The sequence below is a fragment of the Paracoccus marinus genome (assembly GCF_007018965.1).
GTDB lineage: Bacteria > Pseudomonadota > Alphaproteobacteria > Rhodobacterales > Rhodobacteraceae > Paracoccus > Paracoccus marinus.
Window position 1 is genome coordinate 41,597 of record NZ_VJYZ01000015.1, and the last position, 20,067, is coordinate 61,663.

The 20,067-nt window shown below is 69.1% G+C and carries 16 protein-coding genes; 10 read left to right on the top strand and 6 right to left on the bottom strand.

Annotation, left to right across the window (positions count from 1 at the left end; genetic code table 11):
• Positions 1-7 precede the first annotated feature (7 nt).
• Entirely contained in the window at positions 8-949 is a 942-nt protein-coding gene (locus FNF32_RS08510; RefSeq protein WP_131673481.1) for a zinc ABC transporter substrate-binding protein, read from the bottom strand.
• An 89-nt stretch (positions 950-1,038) separates the two neighbouring features.
• Here FNF32_RS08510 and FNF32_RS08515 point away from each other — a divergent pair, with 89 nt between their 5' ends.
• From FNF32_RS08515 to FNF32_RS08550, 10 genes are all read left to right on the top strand, one after another.
• A complete protein-coding gene (locus FNF32_RS08515) occupies positions 1,039-1,539 on the top strand; it encodes a Fur family transcriptional regulator (RefSeq protein WP_143796566.1) in 501 nt (166 codons plus the stop codon).
• On the top strand, positions 1,521-2,387 hold the full coding sequence (locus tag FNF32_RS08520; RefSeq protein WP_246087751.1) for a metal ABC transporter ATP-binding protein: 867 nt from the start codon (positions 1,521-1,523) through the stop codon (positions 2,385-2,387). The genes FNF32_RS08515 and FNF32_RS08520 overlap by 19 nt, the downstream gene beginning before the upstream one ends.
• Positions 2,380-3,177, top strand: a complete 798-nt coding sequence (locus FNF32_RS08525; RefSeq protein ID WP_131673483.1) for a metal ABC transporter permease — start codon at positions 2,380-2,382, stop codon at positions 3,175-3,177. Before FNF32_RS08520 ends, FNF32_RS08525 begins: the two co-directional genes overlap by 8 nt.
• Before the next feature lie 121 nt (positions 3,178-3,298).
• Positions 3,299-4,513: a glycosyltransferase family 4 protein gene (locus FNF32_RS08530; protein WP_131673484.1), complete on the top strand. Its 1,215-nt coding sequence runs from the start codon at positions 3,299-3,301 to the stop codon at positions 4,511-4,513.
• A complete protein-coding gene (gene glf / locus FNF32_RS08535; RefSeq protein ID WP_131673485.1) occupies positions 4,510-6,897 on the top strand; it encodes a UDP-galactopyranose mutase in 2,388 nt (795 codons plus the stop codon). Before FNF32_RS08530 ends, glf begins: the two co-directional genes overlap by 4 nt.
• A 55-nt stretch (positions 6,898-6,952) precedes the next feature.
• A complete protein-coding gene (locus FNF32_RS15430; protein WP_221930689.1) occupies positions 6,953-8,110 on the top strand; it encodes a glycosyltransferase family 4 protein in 1,158 nt (385 codons plus the stop codon).
• The gene (locus tag FNF32_RS15435; protein WP_221930690.1) at positions 8,001-9,038 is read left to right on the top strand and encodes a Gfo/Idh/MocA family protein; all 1,038 of its coding nucleotides are present in this window, start codon (positions 8,001-8,003) and stop codon (positions 9,036-9,038) included. The genes FNF32_RS15430 and FNF32_RS15435 overlap by 110 nt, the downstream gene beginning before the upstream one ends.
• Positions 8,995-10,122: a zinc-dependent alcohol dehydrogenase gene (locus FNF32_RS15440; protein ID WP_221930691.1), complete on the top strand. Its 1,128-nt coding sequence runs from the start codon at positions 8,995-8,997 to the stop codon at positions 10,120-10,122. Before FNF32_RS15435 ends, FNF32_RS15440 begins: the two co-directional genes overlap by 44 nt.
• A gap of 10 nt (positions 10,123-10,132) precedes the next feature.
• A complete protein-coding gene (locus FNF32_RS08545) occupies positions 10,133-12,481 on the top strand; it encodes a glycosyltransferase family 4 protein (RefSeq protein WP_131673486.1) in 2,349 nt (782 codons plus the stop codon).
• 120 nt (positions 12,482-12,601) lie between these two features.
• Complete coding sequence (locus FNF32_RS08550) at positions 12,602-14,884, top strand: FdhF/YdeP family oxidoreductase (protein WP_143796567.1); 2,283 nt, start codon at positions 12,602-12,604, stop codon at positions 14,882-14,884.
• A gap of 96 nt (positions 14,885-14,980) precedes the next feature.
• Here FNF32_RS08550 and phoB read toward each other — a convergent pair whose 3' ends face one another.
• Genes phoB through pstC form a run of 5 tightly spaced genes read right to left on the bottom strand, consistent with a single transcriptional unit; the run spans position 14,981 to position 20,063 of the window.
• A complete protein-coding gene (gene phoB, locus FNF32_RS08555; RefSeq protein ID WP_131673487.1) occupies positions 14,981-15,673 on the bottom strand; it encodes a phosphate regulon transcriptional regulator PhoB in 693 nt (230 codons plus the stop codon).
• 3 nt (positions 15,674-15,676) lie between these two features.
• Positions 15,677-16,399, bottom strand: coding sequence for a phosphate signaling complex protein PhoU (gene phoU, locus FNF32_RS08560; protein ID WP_131673488.1), 723 nt, complete (start codon positions 16,397-16,399; stop codon positions 15,677-15,679).
• 29 nt (positions 16,400-16,428) lie between these two features.
• Positions 16,429-17,232, bottom strand: coding sequence for a phosphate ABC transporter ATP-binding protein PstB (gene pstB / locus FNF32_RS08565; RefSeq protein WP_143796568.1), 804 nt, complete (start codon positions 17,230-17,232; stop codon positions 16,429-16,431).
• Between the two features lie 15 nt (positions 17,233-17,247).
• Positions 17,248-18,612 carry a phosphate ABC transporter permease PstA gene (gene pstA / locus FNF32_RS08570; protein WP_131673490.1) on the bottom strand — a complete coding sequence of 455 codons (1,365 nt, stop codon included), beginning with the start codon at positions 18,610-18,612 and terminating at the stop codon, positions 17,248-17,250.
• On the bottom strand, positions 18,609-20,063 hold the full coding sequence (gene pstC / locus FNF32_RS08575; protein WP_131673535.1) for a phosphate ABC transporter permease subunit PstC: 1,455 nt from the start codon (positions 20,061-20,063) through the stop codon (positions 18,609-18,611). The genes pstA and pstC overlap by 4 nt, the downstream gene beginning before the upstream one ends.
• Positions 20,064-20,067 lie beyond the last annotated feature (4 nt).

The window sequence follows — 20,067 nt, forward strand, 5'->3', positions numbered from 1 at the left end:
CCTGCCCCTACTCGCAGGTGGCAAGCGCCTCGCCCACCGACCGGATCAGCGCCGGATAGAAGTCCGGCCCCTCGGGGATCGTCGTGCCCAGCGGGTCGATCACCGCCATGCGGGCGTTTGATCCCCCAAACACCGTTCGCAACAGGTCGGCGTTGAACTGCGGCTCGCTGAACGCGCAGTCGATCCCCAGCGCCGCGACCTTGTCGCGCAGCTGCGCCACCCGCGCGGGACCTGGCGGCGTCGCGTCGCCGAGCGAGATCGACCCGGCCGCCGACAGGCCGAAGCGGTGTTCCATGTATTGGTAGGCGTCGTGAAAGACGATGAAGCGCGGCGTCTGCCCGGCGGCGAGCGCGGTCTGCACGTCGGTTCGGGCTGCGTCGATCTCGACTGCGCCACGGGCGGCGTTCGCGGCATAGGCGGGCGCGTTCGCCGGGTCGATCCGCGACAGCTCCGCCGCGATCGCCGACAGCCAGAGCTTGCCGTTTTCGGGGTCGAGCCAGGCGTGCGGATCGGTGCCGGCTTCGCTTTCATGATGCGCGTGACCCGCCTCGGCCGCCTCAGGCGCGTGATCCTCGTGGTGCCCATGGGTCTCGAACGTCTCGCCGGTGCGGTTCGGCAGGCGCAGCGTTCCCGGCGCGTCCATCAGGACGATGTGGCTTGCCTGCGGCGCCAGCGTCTCGACCGGCTTCAGCAGCCACGGGGTGAGGTCCGGCCCCACCATGAACACCGCCTGCGCATCGCTCAGCGCACGGGCATGCGACGGCTTCATCGCGTGGCTGTGGGGCGACGCGCCGGGCGGGATCAGCAGCGCCGGGGTTCCCACGCCGTCCATCACCCGCGCGACCAGCCCCTGGACGGGCGCGATGTCGGCCACGACGCGAGGTGCTTCGGCAAGGGCCGGAAGCGGCAGGATGACCGCCAAAGCGGCGGCATGAGAAAGGCGTGACATCCGTCGGCTCCCAATGTAATGTTATCACATGAGTTACGTTATAACCCACCGTCCGTCAACACTGCCCGCCCCGACTGGGGGGCCGCGCCATGCATGACGCCGTCGCATCCGACCCGATGGCCCACGACCACGACGCTTGCATCGCGGCGGCGATCGACCGGGTCGAGGCGCGCTGCCGGGTGGCCGGGCTGCAGCTTACCCCCGTGCGCCGCAGGGTGCTGGAAATCCTGCTCGAAGAACATCGCGCGCTCGGCGCCTACGGCATCCTCGACCGGCTTCGCGCCGAGGGGCTGGGCAGCCAGCCGCCGGTCGCCTACCGCGCGCTCGACTTCCTGATGAAGCACGGCTTCGTCCACCGGATCGAGACGCTGAACGCCTTTGTCGCCTGCACAACCGGCGCGAACGCCGCGCCCGAAGACCCGCACATGCCCGCGTTCCTCATCTGCCGCGCCTGCCGCCGCGTGATCGAGACGACGGTTCCGACGGCGCGCGGTAGGCTGGAAACGGCCGCCGAAGGCGCGGGCTTCGCGATCGAACATGCCGTGCGCGAGGCCGAAGGGGTTTGCGCCACATGCAGGAGGGCGTCGTGATGCAGGCATCCGCCGCGGCCGAAAGCGCCGCCGTCGCGCCGACCGCTGTCGCCGCCGCGCCGCGCGTCTTCGCGGGCGCGCCGCTGGTCCAACTGGACCGCGTCAGCGTCGCGCTGGAAGGGCATCCGGTCCTGGACCGGGTGGACCTGCGCGTGCGCCGGGGCGAGATCGTGACCATCGTCGGCCCGAACGGGTCGGGCAAATCGACGCTCGTCCGCACGATCATCGGGCTTCTGCCCCCGACCTCGGGCACGGTGCGCCGGATCGAGGGGCTGACGATCGGCTACGTCCCGCAACGCCTCGCCATCGACCCGTCGATGCCGGTCACGGTCGGCCGCTTCATGAACCTGCCCGCGCGCCGCGACGCCGCCGCGGTCGCCGCCGCGCTGGCCGACGCGGGTCTGCCGGGGATCGCGGGCCAGCAGATCACCGGCCTGTCGGGCGGGCAGCTTCAGCGCGTGCTGTTGGCGCGCGCGTTGCTGGACCGGCCCGACCTTTTGATCCTGGACGAGGCGACGGCGGGGCTGGACCAGCCCGCGACGGCGGCGTTCTATGCCCGCATCGAAGCGGTGCGCGCGCGCCACGGCTGCGCCGTCCTGATGGTCAGCCACGACCTGCAGATCGTGATGCGCGCATCCGACCACGTGGTCTGCCTGAACGGTCATGTCTGCTGCGAGGGCTCGCCCGAGATCGTGTCGTCCTCGCCCGCCTATCACGGGCTTTTCGGCACCGACGCCGCCGAGACGCTGGCGCTTTACCGCCACCACCACAGCCATTCGCACGACGACTGCGGCCACGCGCACGGTCGAAGCGGCGATCACCGCCACGGGGCCGCGCCCGATGCTTGACGATTTCATGCTGCGCGCGGCGCTTGCCGGGATCGGGCTTGCGCTGGCCTGCGCCCCGTTGGGCTGCTTCGTCGTCTGGCGGCGGATGGCGTATTATGGCGATGCGACGGCGCATGCGGCGCTGCTTGGCGTCGCGCTGTCGCTTGCCTTTGCGGTGCCGCTGTTTCCGGCCGTGATCCTCGTGGCGCTCGCCATGGCGGCGGCGGTCACGGGCCTTGGCGGGCGCAACAACGCGGGCGACACGCTGCTGGGGGTGCTGTCGCACGCGGCGCTCGCCGTCGGCATGGTCGCGGTGTCCTTCGTGCCGGGCATCCGCGTTGACCTGATGGCCTATCTGTTCGGCGACATCCTGGCCGTCACGGGCACGGACCTCGCGACCATCTGGCTGGGCGCGGGGGCGGTCATCGCGCTTCTGGCATGGCGCTGGTCGGCGCTGCTGCTGGCCACGCTGTCGCCCGAGATGGCGGTCGCGGCGGGGATCAGGCCGCGGGCCGAGCAATGGGCGCTCAACATCGCGCTGGCGCTGGTGGTGGCGGCGGGCATCCGCATCGTCGGCGCGCTGCTGATCAGCGCCATGCTCATCATCCCCGCCGCCGCCGCCCGCCCCTTGGTCCGCACGCCCGAGGCGATGGCCATCGGCGCCGCCGTCGTGGGCGTCGCGGGCGTCGTCGGCGGGCTGGTAGGCGCGTGGCACGCGGACCTGCCGACCGGGCCCGCGATCGTCTGCGCAGTCACGGTGTTGTTCGTCGCCGGGATCGTGCTGGGCGGGCTGCGGCCAAAGCGGAGATGACCGTCCAAGGGAACTTTCCCTGCTTCCCGCGCATGATAACAAACATCAAGCTGCATGGTGTTCACGGGAATACTAGTCCTCGTGAACGCGCTGTGGACCGAGGGGAAGCCGAAGGAACGTGATGAAAAGCCGCATCGTAGCTGTGTCGGACTTCTGCGACGGCGTTCCTCCTTCCCCCAGCCGCTACCTGCCCGAGGATTTCGACCGTGCCTGGGCGCGCGATGCGGGCGACCCCGATCCTTCGGCCAGGCCTCTCACCCCCGTGTCCGTCGTGGGCGGCTACCTGGAACGACTGCCGCTGGCGGCGGTGGCTGCCGGGCTCGTCGATGCGGCCGAGATCTGGCAGTTCGCCGGCCGGGACGATGCGTGGTTCGACAGCGCCGGGCTGCTTGACCAAGAGGCCCGTCCCGATCGCGGCGCGCAGCGGCCGTCCGCCCCCGCATCCGCCGGGCTGACCCGCCGCAGCTTCCGCGCCGATGGCCACCCTGCCCCCTACGGGTCCGCCGACGCGCTGGCCCACATCGCCCGCCACGGCGCGCCCGAGATCCTGTGCGTCTGGGGCCTTGGCGTGAACGAGGCGCTGCTGGACGCCTGCCAGGACAGCATCCGCATCTACAATTCCATCGACGCCGACCCGATCCGTATTCCGCCCGAGGTCAGCCGTCATTTCGACATCTTCCTGACCGGATCGGACTGGCAGTCGGAACGGATCCATGCCCGCCACCCCGCCGCGATCTGCGAGGTGCTGCCGATCGGCCCCGACTTCGCGTCCGACCTGACGTTCCACCCGACGGGCGCGGCCAAGGACTACGACGTGGTCTATGTGGCCGCGACCCAGCCCTACAAGCGACACGACCTGCTGATCGAGGCGCTGGACCGCCTGCCGCGCAGCGTCCGGGCGCTGTGCGTCGTGGGCTACGGCCACCTGACCGATGAGCTGCGGGCCGAGGGCGAGCGGCGCGGCCTCAACATCGACTGGATCGGCCCTGTCAGCCACGACGAGGTCAACGCCCTCATCAACCGCGCCCGCATCGGCGTGGTTTGCGGAATCGACGACGGGGCGCCCGCGATCCTGACCGAATACATGCTGGCCGGGCTGCCCGTGCTGGCCAACGACCGGCTGGTCTGCGGCCAGCAGTACATCCGCCCCGACACCGGGCTGACCGCTTCGGAAGATCGCTTCCACGAGGCTCTTGCCGACCTGATTGCGCGGTCCGCGCAGTTCGACACCCGCGCCGTCGTCCAGGCGAACTGGACATGGCCCCATTCCATCCGCCAGCTTTCGGCGCTGATCGACCAGGCACGCGGTTATCGTGCCGGAAGGGTTTCCGCATGACCTCTGTCACCTCGACCATTGCCGCAGCCGCGGATGCCCACCCCGTGCTGCCCGCCGTTCTGCCCGCCGCGCCGTCCCCCGCGCCGCTGATCTGCTTTTCACACCTGCGCTGGGACTTCGTGCTGCAACGCCCGCAGCACCTGATCGGCCGCTTCGCCGCCGACCGCCGCGTGATCTTCTGGGAAGAGACGATCCCGGTCGATCACCACCTGCCCTATCTGGAGTTCCACGCCTTCCCCGGCACCACCGTGCAGGCCGTGCGCCCGCGCGTGCCCCGCGCCTTCTCGCCAGAGGAAGCCGACCGCGCGCTGGCCGCGCTCCTCGACCAGATGCTCGCGCTCACCGGCATCGCCGAGCCGGTGCTGTGGTTCTACACCCCGCAGATGTGGCCGATCGCGCGCCATGTGCAGGCGAGCGCGGTCGTCTATGACTGCATGGACGAACTGTCGGCGTTCCGCTTTGCCCCCGAAAGCCTGCGCCGGAACGAGGCCGACCTGCTCGCCGCCGCCGATGTCGTCTTTACCGGAGGCCACAGCCTTTACGAAGCAAAGCGCGTCCAGCACGACAACATCCACCCCTTTCCGTCCAGCGTCGATGCCCGCCACTTCGCGCAGGCGCGCGTGGCGCAGGCCGACCCCGCCGACCAGGCCGCGATCCCGCATCCGCGCTTCGGCTATTACGGCGTGATCGACGAGCGGCTCGACCTCGACCTGATCCGCGACATGGCGGCGGCGCATCCCGACTGGCAGATCGTGATGCTGGGCCCCGTGGCCAAGATCGCCGACGCGGACCTGCCGCGCGCGGCGAACATCCATTGGCTGGGGCAAAAGCAATACGCCGACCTGCCCGCCTACCTGTCGGGCTGGGACGTGGCGCTGATGCCCTTCGCGATCAACGAGGCGACGCGGTTCATCAGCCCGACCAAGACGCCGGAATACCTCGCCGGCGGCCGCCCCGTGGTTTCGACCGCTATCCGCGACGTGATCCGCCAATACGGCGAGACCGAGGCGGTGCGGATCGCCGCCGACTGCCCGGGCTTCATCGCCGCCTGCGCGGACGCGCTGGCGATGGCGCGCGGCCAATCGACCGGGTGGCGCGACGCCGCCGACCACATGCTGGCGACGCTCAGCTGGGACGCGACCTTCCGCCACATGAACCGTCTCGTGACCGAGGCCGCCGCGGCCCGCGTGGAACGCCGGGGCGACGATCGCTTCCCCGCGCCGGGCATCCGCCGCGGCGGAAAGCGCCCCTATGATGTGGTGATCGCGGGGGCGGGATTTGCCGGATCGGTGCTGGCCGAGCGGCTGGCGGAAGCTTCGGGCCAGCGGGTGCTGGTCGTGGACAAGCGCGACCATATCGCGGGCAACGCCTATGACCACCACGACGCGGCGGGCGTTCTGGTCCACCGCTACGGCCCCCACATCTTCCACACCAACAGCGACGACGTCGTGAACTTCCTGTCGCGCTTCACCGCGTGGCGGCCCTATGAGCACCGGGTGCTGGCGCAGGTCGGCGACATACGGGTGCCGATGCCCATCAACCGCACCACGGTCAACGCCCTCTACGGCCTGAACCTTTCGACGGAATCCGAGGTCGCGGCCTTCCTCGCCGCTCAGGCCGAACCCGTCGCGGACATCAGAAACAGCCGCGACGTGGTGGTGAACGCGGTCGGGACCCGGCTCTACGAGACGTTCTTCCAGGGCTACACCCGCAAGCAATGGGGGCTGGACCCGTCGGAACTGGACAAGTCTGTCACCTCGCGCGTGCCGACCCGCACCAACGCCGACGACCGCTATTTCACCGACAGCTTCCAGGCGATGCCGCGCGACGGCTACACCCGCATGTTCGAGCGGATGCTGGACCACCCGCTGATCGATCTTGCGCTGGGGCAGGACTTCCACGATCTGCCCGACCGCGATCTCGCGCCGCTGACGATCTACACCGGCCCGATCGACGCCTTTTTCGGCCACCGCTTCGGCCAGCTGCCCTATCGCAGCCTGAGGTTCCGGCACGAGACGCTGGACCAGCGCCGCCTGCAAGAGGTCGCGGTCGTGAACTATCCGGCCGAGGACGTGCCCTACACCCGCGTCACGGAATACAAGCACCTGACGAGCCAGATCCACCCGCAGACCTCGATCACCTATGAATACCCCTCGGCCGAGGGCGATCCCTACTACCCGATACCGCGCCCTGAAAACCAGGCGCTGTTCAAGCGCTACGAGGCGCTGGCGCTGGAACGGCCCGACGTGATCTTCGCCGGGCGGCTGGGGACGTACCGCTACTACAACATGGACCAGGTGGTCGGTCAGGCGCTGTCGATCCACCGCAGGCTGGCCGACCGCCTGCCCGCCCTCGCCGCCGCTTCGGTGATCGCCGGGGAGTGACGTGGCGCCTTCGGTATCGCCCGATCCGCCCCCGCACGGGGGCCGAACCGTCGTCATGGCGACCGACAGCCCGGACCCGTCCGGCGTCGGCCGCCACATGCTGACGCTCGCCCGCGCGCTGCCGGACGGCTGGCGCGCGCGGGTGGTGTTTCCCGATCACGAGGCGGGCCGGGCGCTTGCGGTCCAAGGGCGCGGGCTCGGCGTCATGGCGGCGACGGTCGCCGACGGGCGCTGGCGTCATGCGCTGACGGGCGCGGATATCGTCCATGTCCATGCCGGTATCGGCTGGGAAGGCCACGGTCTGGCGGGCGAAACCTCGGCGCCCGTTGTGCGGACCGAGCATCTGCCATGGCTCATCACCTGCCCCCGGCAGCGCGAGGATTACGCGCGCATGGTGGCCACGCTCGACGCGGTGATAACGGTCAGCCGGGCCGCCGCCGACAGCTGGCGGCCGATGCTGGCAACGATGCGCGGGCCGCGCCTGCCGATGGCGTGCATCCCGAACGGGATCGACGCGGGGCCGCCGCCGCATCCCCCGGACCGCGCCGACCAGCCGCCGACGATCCTGTGCGTGGCCCGCTTCACCCCGCAAAAGAACCACCGCACCCTGGTCGCCGCGATGGCGCGGCTTGTACGCACCCATCCCCGCGCGTGGCTGCGGCTGGCCGGCGGCGGCCCCGAGCAGGACCGCATCCGCGCCCGCGCCGCGCGGCACGGACTTGCGGTCGATTTCCTCGGGCCCCGGAACGACGTGCCCGCGCTCATGGCGGATGCCGATCTGCTCGTCCTGCCCTCCACCTTCGAGGGGCTGCCCCTTGTCGTGCTGGAAGCGATGGCGCACGGCCTGCCGGTCGTCGCCACCCGCATCGGCGGCGTGACCGAGGCGCTGGGGCCGGACCATCCGTGGCTGGTGCCGCCCGCCGACCCCCGCGCGCTGGCGCGATCGCTCGCCTCGGCCATCGACGACGCAGCGGCGCGTGCCGCGACCGCCTTGTCGCAGCGCGCGCGCTATGATGCATTCTACACCGCAACCCGCATGGGCGAGGATACCGCCCGGCTCTATGCCGCCGTTCTGCGCGGCCAACGACAAAGGACTTCGGGACATGACCACGACACGTCTGGGCTTCATCGGCGCGGGGGGCATCGCCCACCGGCATTTCGGCGTCCTGGAACAGATGCCCGACGTGCGGATCGTGGCGATCGCCGACCCTGACGGGGCCCGCGCCCAGGACGCCGCCGGCCGCTTCGGCGCGCAGGCGTTCGACACCCACGCCGAGATGCTGGAGGCGGTCGAACTGGACGCCGTCTACATCTGCGTCCCGCCCTTCGCCCATGGCGACGCCGAACGCGCCTGCATCGAGAAAGGCCTGCCCTTCTTCGTCGAAAAGCCGCTGTCGCTCGACCTCGGCCTTGCCGAGGAGATCGCGGCCGAGGTCGAGCGCGCGGGCCTCATCACCGCCGTGGGCTACCACTGGCGCTATCTCGACACGGTGGACGAGGCGCGCGCGCGGCTGGCCGACAACCCCGCGCAGCTGATGACGGGCTTCTGGCTGGACCAGACCCCGCCCCCGCAATGGTGGTGGCGGGAGGATGCGTCGGGGGGCCAGGTCGTGGAACAGGCGACCCACATCATCGACCTTGCCCGGTTCCTGTCGGGCGACGTGACCGAGGTGTTCGGGCTGGCGAGCCACCGCGACCGCGCGGATTTCGAGGGGCTGACCGTCCCCACCGCGACGACCGCCAGCCTGCGCTTCGCATCCGGCACGATCGCGAACCTCGCCGCGACCTGCCTGCTGCGCTGGAACCACCGCGTCGGCCTGCATGTCTTTGCGGACGCGCTGGCGATGGAAATCACCGACCACGACATCATGATCGACACCGGCCACGGCCGCCCGGTCCGCCATGCCGAAGGCGACCCCGTCTGGCGCGAGGACCGCGACTTCGTGGACGCCGTGCAAGGGAAGGAAAACCGCATCCGCTGCCCCTATGCCGAGGCGCTGGAAACGCACCGCGTCGCATTGGCCGTGTCGAAATCGGCCGCGACCGGCGCCCTCGTGAAGATGGAGGTGCTGCGGTCCAACCCGCAGCCCTTTTTTCGTGAAGCCGCTTCGGCGGACACCGGCGCTGCCGCATCAGCATAGGCACATCCGCAGCCTGGGGATCGAACGCGAGAACGAGCCCTATTTCTTCGGCTATGACGAAGGCCCAGCCGGCGACGGCCAGGTCCGGCTGGACCTGATGTACACCGGCCTGTCCGCCGGGACCGAACTCACCTTCATGAAGGGCACGAACCCCTACCTTCACTCCCGCTGGGACGAGGGTCAGGTCGTGTTCATCCCGGGCGAGCCGTCGGCGCGCTTTCCGGTCAACTTCCTCGGCTACATGGAGGTCGGGCGCGTCATCGACAGCCGCGCCCACGGCTTTGCCAACGGCGACGCGGTGGCCACGACATTCGGCCACAAGACCGGCCACACCGCCGATCCCGGCCGCGACCTGCTTTTGAAGATGCCCGACGGGATCGACCCGATGCTGGGGATCTTCGTCGCGCAGATGGGGCCGATCGCGGCGAACGGGATCCTGCACGCCGACGCCGATCAGTTCGGGGCGTCGGTGCCCTATCTCGGCGCGGGCGTCGAGGGGCGGCCGGTGCTGGTCTGGGGCGGCGGGACGGTCGGGCTGTTCTGCGCGCTGTTCGCGCGGCAGGGCGGCGCGTCGGAAATCGTCATCGTGGACCCTTCGCCCTGGCGGCAGGACCTCGCCCGGCGCATGGGCTTCGACGCGATGGGCGAGGACGAGGCGTGGCGCCACGCCAAGTCGCGCTGGCACCACAAGGCGGGCGGGCGCGGCGCGGAATACGTGTTCCAGACCCGCGCGCGATCCGACAGCCTGAACCTCGCGCTGCGCGCGCTCAGGCCGCAGGGCACGATCATCGACCTCGCCTTCTATCAAGGCGGCATGGACGGCGCGCGGCTGGGGGAGGAGTTCCACCACAACGGCCTGTCGATCCGCTGCGCGCAGATCAACCGGATGCCCCGACAACTGGCGCATGCCTGGGACCAGCGCCGGCTGGCGCAGGAAACCTTGCACCTGCTGGCCGACGAGGGCGACCTGATCCGCGAACACATGATTACCCATGTCGTGCCATATGACGACGCGCCGGGCTTCCTGCGCCATCTCGTGAAGGACCGGCCCGAGTTCCTGCAGATCGTGTTCGCGCATGAATGAGCCGCGTCCGATGACCGAACCCGGGGCGGCGGCCGTGACCGCCGCCCCGGAAACCTCTGCCGTCCGCGAGCTTTCCGACCGCGAGCGCGAGGACGCGCGCGTGGCCGAGGCGCTGGGGTCGGGGCACATTCCTGAACCCCATCCCGACGCCGGCAAGATCCGCATCCTGTGGGTCTTTGCCTGGCTCGTGGTCGGCGGCGAGGAAACCGAGGTGCGGCTTCTGGCCCGGACCCTCGACCGGACGAAGTATCGGATCGACGTGATCCCCTGCTTTCGCCGCGAGGGGATGCCGGATCAAAGCCACGAGCAGCTGCGCGCGCTCGGCGTCCACGTGGACACGACCGCGTATTCGCTCGGGTTCGAGGAGACGATCGATTACCTGCGCCGCAAGATCAGCGGCGCCGACATCGTCATCTCGTCGCAGGACGTGGCCGACATCTATCCGGCGCTGGAACGGCTGGCGGTGCGCCCGCCGCTGATCGAGCATGGCGGGCTTGTGCGCGAGGCGCTGTCGGGACCGAAGCATTTCACCGCGCGCTACGTGGGCGTCTGCGACAGCATCCGCGAGGCCGCCGCGTCGCGGATGCCCGAACGGCCGCAGCACGCGCTGGAAATCCCGTCGATGGTGGACCTGGCGGAGTTCGATTCCGCCCGCCGCGCGCCGATGCGCGCCGCATTGGGGATCGCGGACGATCAGGTCCTGTTCGGCTGGGTCGGGCGGCTTGACCGCAAGAAGCGGGTCGAGGATTTCATCCGCGCCGCCGCGCAGGTCGTCGGGGCCGAGCCGAAGGCGCGCTTCGTCGTCGTCGGCGGCCCCGACGCCTTCATGCCGGAATACCGCGACGAGCTGCACCGGCTGGCGCACGAGCTTGGCCTTGAGGGGCGCCTCCAGTTCACCGGCGACCGCAAGGACGTGCCGGACCTTCTGGCGGCGATGGACGGGCTTTGCTGGCTTTCGCGCGGTGAGGGGATGCCGCATGTCATCGCCGAGGCGGGCGCGGCCGGGCTGCCCGTCATCGCCACCCCCGACAACGGCGCGCTACAGCAGATCCGAGACGGCGAGACCGGAATCTTCGTGCCGCACGAAAGCCCCGACGCGGTCGCAGCCGCCATGCTGCGGCTGGCGCGCGACCCGGCGCTGCGGACGCGCATGGGCCACGCGCTGCGCGCCCATGTAAAGGCGACCTACTCCGCCGAGGTCGTGGTCCCGCAGTGGGAACGCCTGATCGCCGAGGTGCTGGCCGAAAACCCCTACGCCCCGCCGCCCGCGACCTTCGACAGCTTCGTGCTGGGCGGCTGGGAAAGCTCCACCCACCGGCTGCGCCACGGGCCGCGGCTCGACGTGCTGGCATCGACCGGCCACGACACCTACGCCGCGCAGGACTATCGCCAGTTGCAGGCCCTGGGCATTCGCGCCTGCCGCGATGCCGCGCGCTGGCACCTGATCGAGCGCGAGCCGGGCCGCTACGACTTCTCCAGCCTCATGCCGATGATCGAGGCGGCGCGCGACAGCGGCACGCAGGTGATCTGGGACCTGCTGCATTACGGCTGGCCCGACGATCTGGACATCTGGTCCGCCGACTTCGTGAAACGCTTCGCCGCCTTTGCCCGCGCGGTGGGCAGGCACCTGCGCGGCCTGACCGACGCAGTGCCGTTCTGGTGCCCGGTGAACGAGGTCAGCTTCTTCGCCTGGGCCGGGGGCGACGCCCGCTATCTCAATCCCCATGCCGCCGGTCGCGGGTATGAGCTGAAGGTCCAGCTTGCCCGCGCCTATCTCGCCGCCGTGGACGAACTGCGGGCGGTCGACCCCCGCGCCCGCTTCATCATGGCCGAGCCGCTGATCGCCATCCACCACGCGGCCTGGACCGGCCGCCCCTTGTGGGAAGCGCAGGGCTGGCACGACGCGCAGTTCCAGGCGTTCGAGCTGGTCAGTGGACGGATGTGGCCGCAGATCGGCGGCAACCCGGACGCCTTGGACATCGTCGGCGTCAACTACTACTTCAACAACCAGTGGATCCACGGCGGCAAGCCGATCGACGTGGACGACATCATCTATCGCCCGCTGTCGGACCTGCTGGTCGAGGTCGCGGCGCGCTACGACCGCCCGCTGATGCTGGCCGAAACGGGGACCGAGGGGCCGCGCCGGGCAAGCTGGTTCGACTATGTCGCGGACGAGGTCGCGCGGGCGCGTCGCCGCGGTGCGCGGGTCGAGGGGATCTGCCTTTATCCGATCGCCAACCATCCCGGCTGGGACGACGACCGGCTGTGTCCGAACGGCCTTCTGGGCCACGACCCCGCATCGGGCGCGCGCGAGGTCCACGACCCCCTGGCCGCCGCCATCGCCCGGCGCATCCGCTGAGCGAGGCCAGCGCGGCGGCTGAGACCGGCCGCCGCGCGGCTGATCTTGCTTCAAGTTAGGTGAACCCCCCGCCCCGGCCTCGCGTTGATCCGGATCAATCGCGACCACGAGGACGAGCCGATGCCCGACAAGCAGGACCTGAACGCCGCGCTTGGCCCGGCAGGCGGCTGGGGATCGGTCAAAAGCCTGACGAAGCAGTTCGGCAACGCGGTGTCCGGACCCGTCACCGCGACGATAATGCGCAACCAGAACAAGCCCGGCGGCTTCGCCTGCGTCAGCTGCGCCTGGGCAAAGCCCGCCAAGCCCCACCCGTTCGAGTTCTGCGAGAACGGCGCCAAGGCCACGCTGTGGGAACTGACCGACGCCCGCGCCGACGCTGCCTTCTTCGACCGCCACCCCCTGTGCGAGCTGCTGACGTGGAGCGACCATGACCTGGAACGCGCGGGCCGCCTGACCGTGCCGCTGCGCATCGATCCCGACGCGGACCGGCTTGTCCCCTCGACCTGGGACGAGGCGTTCGCCGATATCGGCCGCGCGATGCGGGCGCTGTCGGACGATCCGCAGTCGGCGATCTTCTACGCCTCGGGCCGCGCCTCGCTCGAGGCGTCGTACATGTGGCAGCTGATGGCGCGGCTTTACGGGTCCAGCAACCTGCCCGACAGCGCCAACATGTGCCACGAAAGCACGTCCATCGGCCTTAAGGAATCCGTGGGAACCCCCGTGGGCAGCGTCCGGCTTGAGGATTTCGAGCTGACGGACTGCATCTTCGCAGTGGGCCAGAACGTCGGTTCGAACAGCCCGCGCATGATGCATCCGCTGCAGCAGGCGCGCCAGCGCGGGGTGCCGGTCATCGTCATCAACCCGATGCGCGAACGTGGCTGGGAAGAGTTCGTGAACCCGCAGAACCCGGTTCAGATGATGACCCAGCGGGCGACGAAGATGAGCTCGCTTTACCTTCAGCCGCTGCCGGGCGGCGACATCGCGGCGCTGGCCGGGATCGCCAAGGCCGTGTTCGAGCGCAGCGACGCCGCCGAGGTCATCGACCGCGACTTCATCACCGAACACACCCACGGCTTCGACGGCTATGCCGACTGGATCAAGCAGCAATCCTGGGACGAACTGGAACGCGAAAGCGGCCTGACGCGCGGCCAGATGCAGGACGCGGGCGACATCTTCGCCCGCTCGAACCGCGTCATAAGCATCTACGGCATGGGCATCACCCAGCACCGGCTGGGGGTGCAGGCGGTGCAGATGCTGATGAACCTGCTGCTGGTCGGCGGCCATATCGGCCGCCCCGGCGCGGGCATCTGCCCGGTGCGCGGCCACTCGAACGTGCAGGGGCAGCGCACCGTGGGGGTGTCGTCCCGCCCCGAACAGGTGCCGCTGGACCGGATCGGCGCGCGCTACGGGTTCGCGCCGTCGCAAGAGGAAGGCTACGACATCGCCGATGGCTGCGAGGGCATCGTCTCTGGCCGCGTCAAGGCGATGCTGATGCTGGGCGGGAACGTCCTGCGCGCGGTCCCGGACACGGTGCCGGTGGAAACCGCGTGGAAGACGCTGGACGTGACGGTGAACGTCGCGACCAAGCTGAACCGCACCCACCTGATCGCCGGAAAATGCGCCTGGGTCCTGCCTTGCCTGGGCCGGATCGAGAACGACGTGCAGGCCACCGGCAAGCAGGTCGTTACGATGGAGGACAGCACGGCCCGAGTCCACGCCTCGCACGGGCAAAAGGCGCCGGCGGCGCCGGACCTGATGTCGGAACCCGCGATCATCGCGCGGCTGGCAAGGGAGATCCTGCAGCCGAACCCGCATGTGGACTGGGACGCCTGGGCCGGGGACTACGCCCTGGTGCGGGCCGAGATCGAGGCGATCTGGCCCGACGTATTTCGTGACTACGAGACGCGGAAGGACGAGCCGGGCGGGTTCTCCAAGCCGCTGCCCTCGCGCGAGCGCAAGTGGGAAACCAAGACCGGCCTTGCCAACTTCATCCTGCCCGACGCGCTGGACGCGACATATGCCGGCCACGACGAGGGCGTGTTTCGGCTGATGACGCTGCGAAGCAACGACCAGTTCAACACCACGGTCTATGGCTACAACGACCGCTTCCGCGGCGTGAAGGGGGCGCGCGACATCCTGTTCATGGGCCCGGACGACATGGCGCGGCTGTCGCTGAAGCTGGGCGACCGGGTCGAGGTCGAGACGGTCGCGGATGACGGCCGCGACCGGCGGCTGGGGCCGTTGCAGGTGGTCGAACACCCGCTGCCCAAGGGCGCGGTCGGCGCGTATTTCCCCGAGGCGAACGTGCTGATGCCGCTGCACCACCAGGCGAAGGGCAGCAAGACCCCGGCCTACAAGGCGATTCCGGTCAGGATCGTGCCGGTTCAGGCCGCGGGCGCGTGACGCAAGGCGCGCGGGCGATCCCGCCGCGCCACGCGCCGCCTATGCCTGCAGCGATGCCGCTGGCCGGCTGAGCCTCGGACCCGCCGCTCGCACGCATCATCCCAGCGAATACCCCGTGCCGCGCACCGTGCGGACCGGATTGTCGCCGCCGTTCGACATCAGCGCCTTGCGCAGGCGGCCCACATGCACGTCGATCGTGCGCGTATCGACGTAGATGTCGCGGCCCCAGACGCGGTCCAGCAGTTGCTCGCGGGTCCAGACCCGGCCCGGCTTTTCCATCAGCGTGCTGAGCAGCCGGAACTCGGTCGGGCCGAGATGCAGGGCGCGGCCGTCGCGGAACACGCGATGCTCGCCCGCGTCCAGGATGATGTCCTCGAACGCCAGCCGTTCGCCCATCGTGGCGGGCCGGGTGCGGCGCAGCTGCGTGCGCAGGCGCGCCATCAGCTCGACCACCGAGTATGGCTTGACCACATAATCGTCGGCGCCGGTTTCCAGCCCGCGCACGCGGTCGCCTTCTTCGGACCGCGCCGACAGCATGATGATCGGGATCTGCCGGGTCTCGGGGTCGGCCTTGACGCGCCGGCACACCTCGATGCCCGACACGTTCGGCAGCATCCAGTCGAGCACGATCAGGTCGGGGGTTTCTTCCCGCACCAGCAACAGGGCCTCGTCGCCATTTTCGGCGATCAGGACCTGAAACCCTTCGGATTCAAGATTGTACTTCAGGACTTCGCGCTGCGCGCCTTCGTCCTCGACCACCAGCACGCACGGCTGCTGCCGAGATGTCATGCGTTAATCCTCGCTTTCGGAAAGCCCGGCGCGGCTGACGCTGTCACGCTTGGGACGGGATTCATCCGGAAGCGCGCCCGACACCAGATAGATCACCTGCTCGGCGATCGAGGTGGCGTGGTCGCCCATCCGTTCAATGTTCTTGGCAATGAAATGCAGATGCATGCAGGCGGTGATGTTGCGCGGGTCTTCCATCATGTGCGTGAGGAATTCGCGGAAGAGCGCGTTGTACATCTGGTCGACTTCAAGATCGCGGGCCCGCACATCGGTGGCCAGCGCCTCGTCGCGGTGGACATAGCTGTCCAGCGCGTCCTTCATCATCTTCTCGACCGTGGACGACATCCGCCGCAGCGCCATGCCCGCGCCGTCGATGACGGGCATGTGGGCCAGCACGTTGCTGCGCTTGGCGATGTTCTTGGCATAGTCGCCCACCCGTTCCAGGCTGGCCGAGATCTTGATGACGGTCAGCACCAGCCGCAGGTCGGTGGCCGTGGGCGAGCGCAGCGCGATCAGCCGCGCCGCCTCTTCGTTGACCTGCGCTTCCAGCAGGTCGATGCTGCGGTCGCGGCGGCGCACGTCCTCGGCCAGTTCGTCGTCTCGCGTTTCCAGCGCCAGCGCCGCGTCCGAGATCGCGGCCTCTACCAGCCCCCCCATCTTGACGACGAGAGCCTGCACGGTTTCCAGATCCCGGTCGAAAGCCGATGCGATGTGTCGGTCGCGGTTCATGAGCGTCTCTCCCTTCGCGGCAGTGGGCGTCAGCCGATCTTGCCGCTGATGTAGCTTTCGGTCCGCGGGTCCTGCGGGTTGGTGAAGATGTCGTCGGTGGTGCCGTATTCGACCAGGTTGCCCAGGTGGAAGAACGCGGTCTTCTGGCTCACGCGGGCGGCCTGCTGCATCGAGTGGGTCACGATCACGACCGAAAACTCCTCGCGCAGCTGGTCGATCAGTTCCTCGACCTGGCTGGTGGCGATCGGGTCGAGCGCCGAGCAGGGTTCGTCCATCAGCAGCACCTCGGGCGAGGTGGCGACGGCGCGGGCGATGCACAGGCGCTGCTGCTGGCCGCCGGACAGGCCGGTGCCGGTTTCGTTGAGCCGGTCCTTGACCTCGTTCCAGAGCGCCGCGCCGCGCAACGCCTTTTCGACGATGCCGTCAAGCTCGGCCTTGTTGCGCGACAGGCCGTGGATGCGCGGGCCGTACGCCACGTTGTCGTAGATCGACTTGGGGAACGGGTTCGGCTTCTCGAACACCATGCCCACGCGCGCGCGCAGCTGCACCGGGTCGACCCGGCGGTCATAGATGTCCTCGCCGTCGAGGATCATCTTGCCCTCGATCCGGGCGATGTCGATGGTGTCGTTCATCCGGTTCAGGCAGCGCAGGAAGGTGGACTTGCCGCAGCCCGACGGCCCGATGAAGGCCGTCACGGTCTTGTCTTCCAGATCGACGTTCACGTCCTTGATGGCGTGTTTGTCGCCGTAATACACCTGCACGTCGCGGCAGCTGAACTTGATCGGTTTGCCTTGCGTATCCACTGTGCGCTCCGCCAGTCGCATGTCGTTCATGTCGCTCAACTCCTGTTACCAGCGCCGTTCGAAGCGGCGGCGCAGGATGATGGCCACCAGGTTCATCGCAAAAAGGAAGGCCAGCAGCACGATGATCGCCCCGGACGCACGCTCGAAGAAGGCCGAATCGGCGCGCTGCGTCCAGTTATACACCTGCACCGGCAGCGCCGACGCCGGCTCGAACAACCCCTCGGGCGGGGCCGAGGGATAGGCGGTCACGAAGGCCACCATGCCGATCAGCAGCAGCGGCGCGGTCTCGCCCAGGGCCTGCGCCAGGCCGATGATGGTGCCGGTCAGCACGCCGGGCATCGCCAGCGGCAGGACGTGGTGGAACACCGTCTGCATCTTGGACGCGCCCACCCCCAGCGCCGCGTCGCGGATCGACGGCGGCACCGCCTTCAGCGCGGCGCGGGTCGAGATGATGATCGTGGGCAGCGTCATCAAGGTCAGCACCAGACCGCCGACGATCGGCGCCGAGCGCGGCAGGCCCATGAAGTTGATGAACGCGGCCAGGCCCAGGATCCCGAACACGATCGACGGCACAGCCGCGAGGTTCGAGATGTTGACCTCGATGATGTCGGTCAGGCGGTTCTTGGGCGCGAACTCTTCCAGGTAGATCGAGGCGGCGACGCCGATCGGCAGCGCCAGCACCAGCACGATCAGCATCATGTAGGCCGAGCCGATGATCGCGACGCCAAGGCCCGCGGCCTCGGCCCGGTTGTCGGACGCATCGGGCTGGGTCACGAAGTCCCAGTTGAAGCGGGTGGTCAGCGCCCCCTTTTCTTCCATCGCCTCGGCCAGCCGGAACTGCGCGAGCGAGGTGCGGGCGTCGATTTCCGCGGATTCGGCGGTCACGCGGCCCTTGAACATCCCGTCCACGCGGGACGAGGCGAGCGCGGGCACGTTGATGGTGGTGCCGATGATCTCGGGGTTTTCCAGGACCATGTCGCGCAGGGTGGCGCGGGCCTGGCTGGAATAGAAGCTGGCGTAATCCGCCTTGCCCAGCCCCTCGATCTGCACGTTGTTCTGCGCGACCCAGGTCTCGAGCGACTTTTCCAGCATGCTGCCGTAGGACATGGTCAGGACGCCCGCCATGTCCTTCTGGTCGCGGTTGCCCTTTGGGTCGACGATCGCGGCGTCGATGGTGACCGGAACGTCGATGAAGGTCTGGCGGAACGCGCCGCTGCCGTCGCGGACGATCGTGAACAGCAGGAACACGAGCGCCAGCATCGCGATCGCGATGGCGACGATGCCGTAGGCCTTGAACCGCGTTTCGGCGGCGTTGCGGCGGCGGGTGCGCGCATCGGCGACCAGCAGCGACTTGCGCGTGGCACCCTGGGCGCCGACGCGCCGCGGTCCGGCGGAAACTGCGTCCGTCATTCGTACTGCTCCCGGTATTTGCGGACGATGACCAGCGCCACGATGTTGAGCGCGAGGGTCATCACGAAAAGCGTCAGGCCGAGCGCAAAGGCGACCAGCGTCTCGGGCGAGGCGAAGTCGTTGTCACCCGTCAGCTGGCCCACGATCTTGACGGTAATGGTGGTCATCGCGTCGAACGGGTTGCCGCTGATCCGCGCCATCGCGCCGGCGCCCAGGACCACGATCATCGTCTCGCCGATGGCGCGCGAGGCGGCCAGCAGGATGGCGCCGACGATCCCCGGCAGCGCCGCGGGCAGGATCACGTTGCGCACCGTCTCGGACGGGGTCGATCCAAGGCCAAGGCTGCCGTCGCGCAGCGACTGCGGCACCGCGTTGATGATGTCGTCCGACAGCGACGACACGAACGGGATCAGCATGATGCCCATCACCAGGCCCGCGGTCATCACGGACGAGGCCGAGTTGCCGAAGCCCGCGGGGGCGGCGATCCAGTCGCGGATCAGCGGCCCCACGGTGACAAGGGCGAACAGGCCATAGACGATGGTCGGGATCCCGGCCAGCACCTCGATCACCGGCTTGACGAAGCCGCGCACGCGGGGGGTCGCATATTCCGACATGTAGATCGCCGCGAACAGCCCGATCGGAACCGCGAACAGAAGCGCGATCAGCGAGATGTAGAGCGTGCCCCACAGCAGCGGCAGCATCCCCAGCTTGGACCCGCCGCCGAAGCTGGGTGTCCATTCGGTTCCGAAGAAGAAGTCCTGCCACGGATACAGCTGGAAGAAGCGGATCGATTCGAACACGAGCGACAGCACGATGCCCACTGTGGTCGCGATGGCGAGCAGCGAGCAAAGGATCAGGAACCCGCGCACAAAGCTTTCGACGATGTTGCGGGCGCGGTAGCCGGGCTTGATCTGGCTGAGCGACCAGGCAAGGCCCGCCAGCGCGAGGACCAGCGCAGCCCCGGTCAGCGCGCGCGAGGCGTTCAGGTTGAACGCCCGGTAATCCTTGGCCGCTTCCAGCACGGGGGCACTGGGCGTGATCTCGATCCCTGCCGCGGCCAGCTTTTCGGTCGTGGCCGCGTCGTCGAGCGACAGTGCCCGCGCCTCGGACTGGGAAACGATGCCTTCGTTGACGGCGCGGCCAAGCTCGAACGCGGTGCCCTGCACCTCGGACATGATCTGTCCGCGCGTCTGGCTGTCGGACACGGCGCTGTCGGGGATGTTCCCGTTCACGGCGCGGTCAACGATCAGCGGTTGGGCCAGGACCCAGACGAGCAGCAGCAGAAGCGACGGCAGCGCGGTCCAGATCGCGGTGTTCCAGCCATAGTAGGTCGGACGCGAGTGCAGCTTGCGGATGTCGCCCGCGGCGGAACTGCCAGCACGGCGTCGTCCCAGAATGTATCCCACCAGGGCCAGAGCCAGGATGGTCACCATGATCCAGAAGGGAGACATTTCC

Coding starts and splice junctions, on each gene's coding strand:
- FNF32_RS08510 (WP_131673481.1), bottom strand. CDS start 949: ATGTCACGCCTTTCTCATGCCGCCGCTTTGGCGGTCATCCTGCCGCTT.
- FNF32_RS08515 (WP_143796566.1), top strand. CDS start 1,039: ATGCATGACGCCGTCGCATCCGACCCGATGGCCCACGACCACGACGCT.
- FNF32_RS08520 (WP_246087751.1), top strand. CDS start 1,521: ATGCAGGAGGGCGTCGTGATGCAGGCATCCGCCGCGGCCGAAAGCGCC.
- FNF32_RS08525 (WP_131673483.1), top strand. CDS start 2,380: ATGCTTGACGATTTCATGCTGCGCGCGGCGCTTGCCGGGATCGGGCTT.
- FNF32_RS08530 (WP_131673484.1), top strand. CDS start 3,299: ATGAAAAGCCGCATCGTAGCTGTGTCGGACTTCTGCGACGGCGTTCCT.
- glf (WP_131673485.1), top strand. CDS start 4,510: ATGACCTCTGTCACCTCGACCATTGCCGCAGCCGCGGATGCCCACCCC.
- FNF32_RS15430 (WP_221930689.1), top strand. CDS start 6,953: ATGGCGACCGACAGCCCGGACCCGTCCGGCGTCGGCCGCCACATGCTG.
- FNF32_RS15435 (WP_221930690.1), top strand. CDS start 8,001: ATGACCACGACACGTCTGGGCTTCATCGGCGCGGGGGGCATCGCCCAC.
- FNF32_RS08545 (WP_131673486.1), top strand. CDS start 10,133: ATGACCGAACCCGGGGCGGCGGCCGTGACCGCCGCCCCGGAAACCTCT.
- FNF32_RS08550 (WP_143796567.1), top strand. CDS start 12,602: ATGCCCGACAAGCAGGACCTGAACGCCGCGCTTGGCCCGGCAGGCGGC.
- phoB (WP_131673487.1), bottom strand. CDS start 15,673: ATGACATCTCGGCAGCAGCCGTGCGTGCTGGTGGTCGAGGACGAAGGC.
- phoU (WP_131673488.1), bottom strand. CDS start 16,399: ATGAACCGCGACCGACACATCGCATCGGCTTTCGACCGGGATCTGGAA.
- pstB (WP_143796568.1), bottom strand. CDS start 17,232: ATGAACGACATGCGACTGGCGGAGCGCACAGTGGATACGCAAGGCAAA.
- pstA (WP_131673490.1), bottom strand. CDS start 18,612: ATGACGGACGCAGTTTCCGCCGGACCGCGGCGCGTCGGCGCCCAGGGT.
- pstC (WP_131673535.1), bottom strand. CDS start 20,063: ATGTCTCCCTTCTGGATCATGGTGACCATCCTGGCTCTGGCCCTGGTG.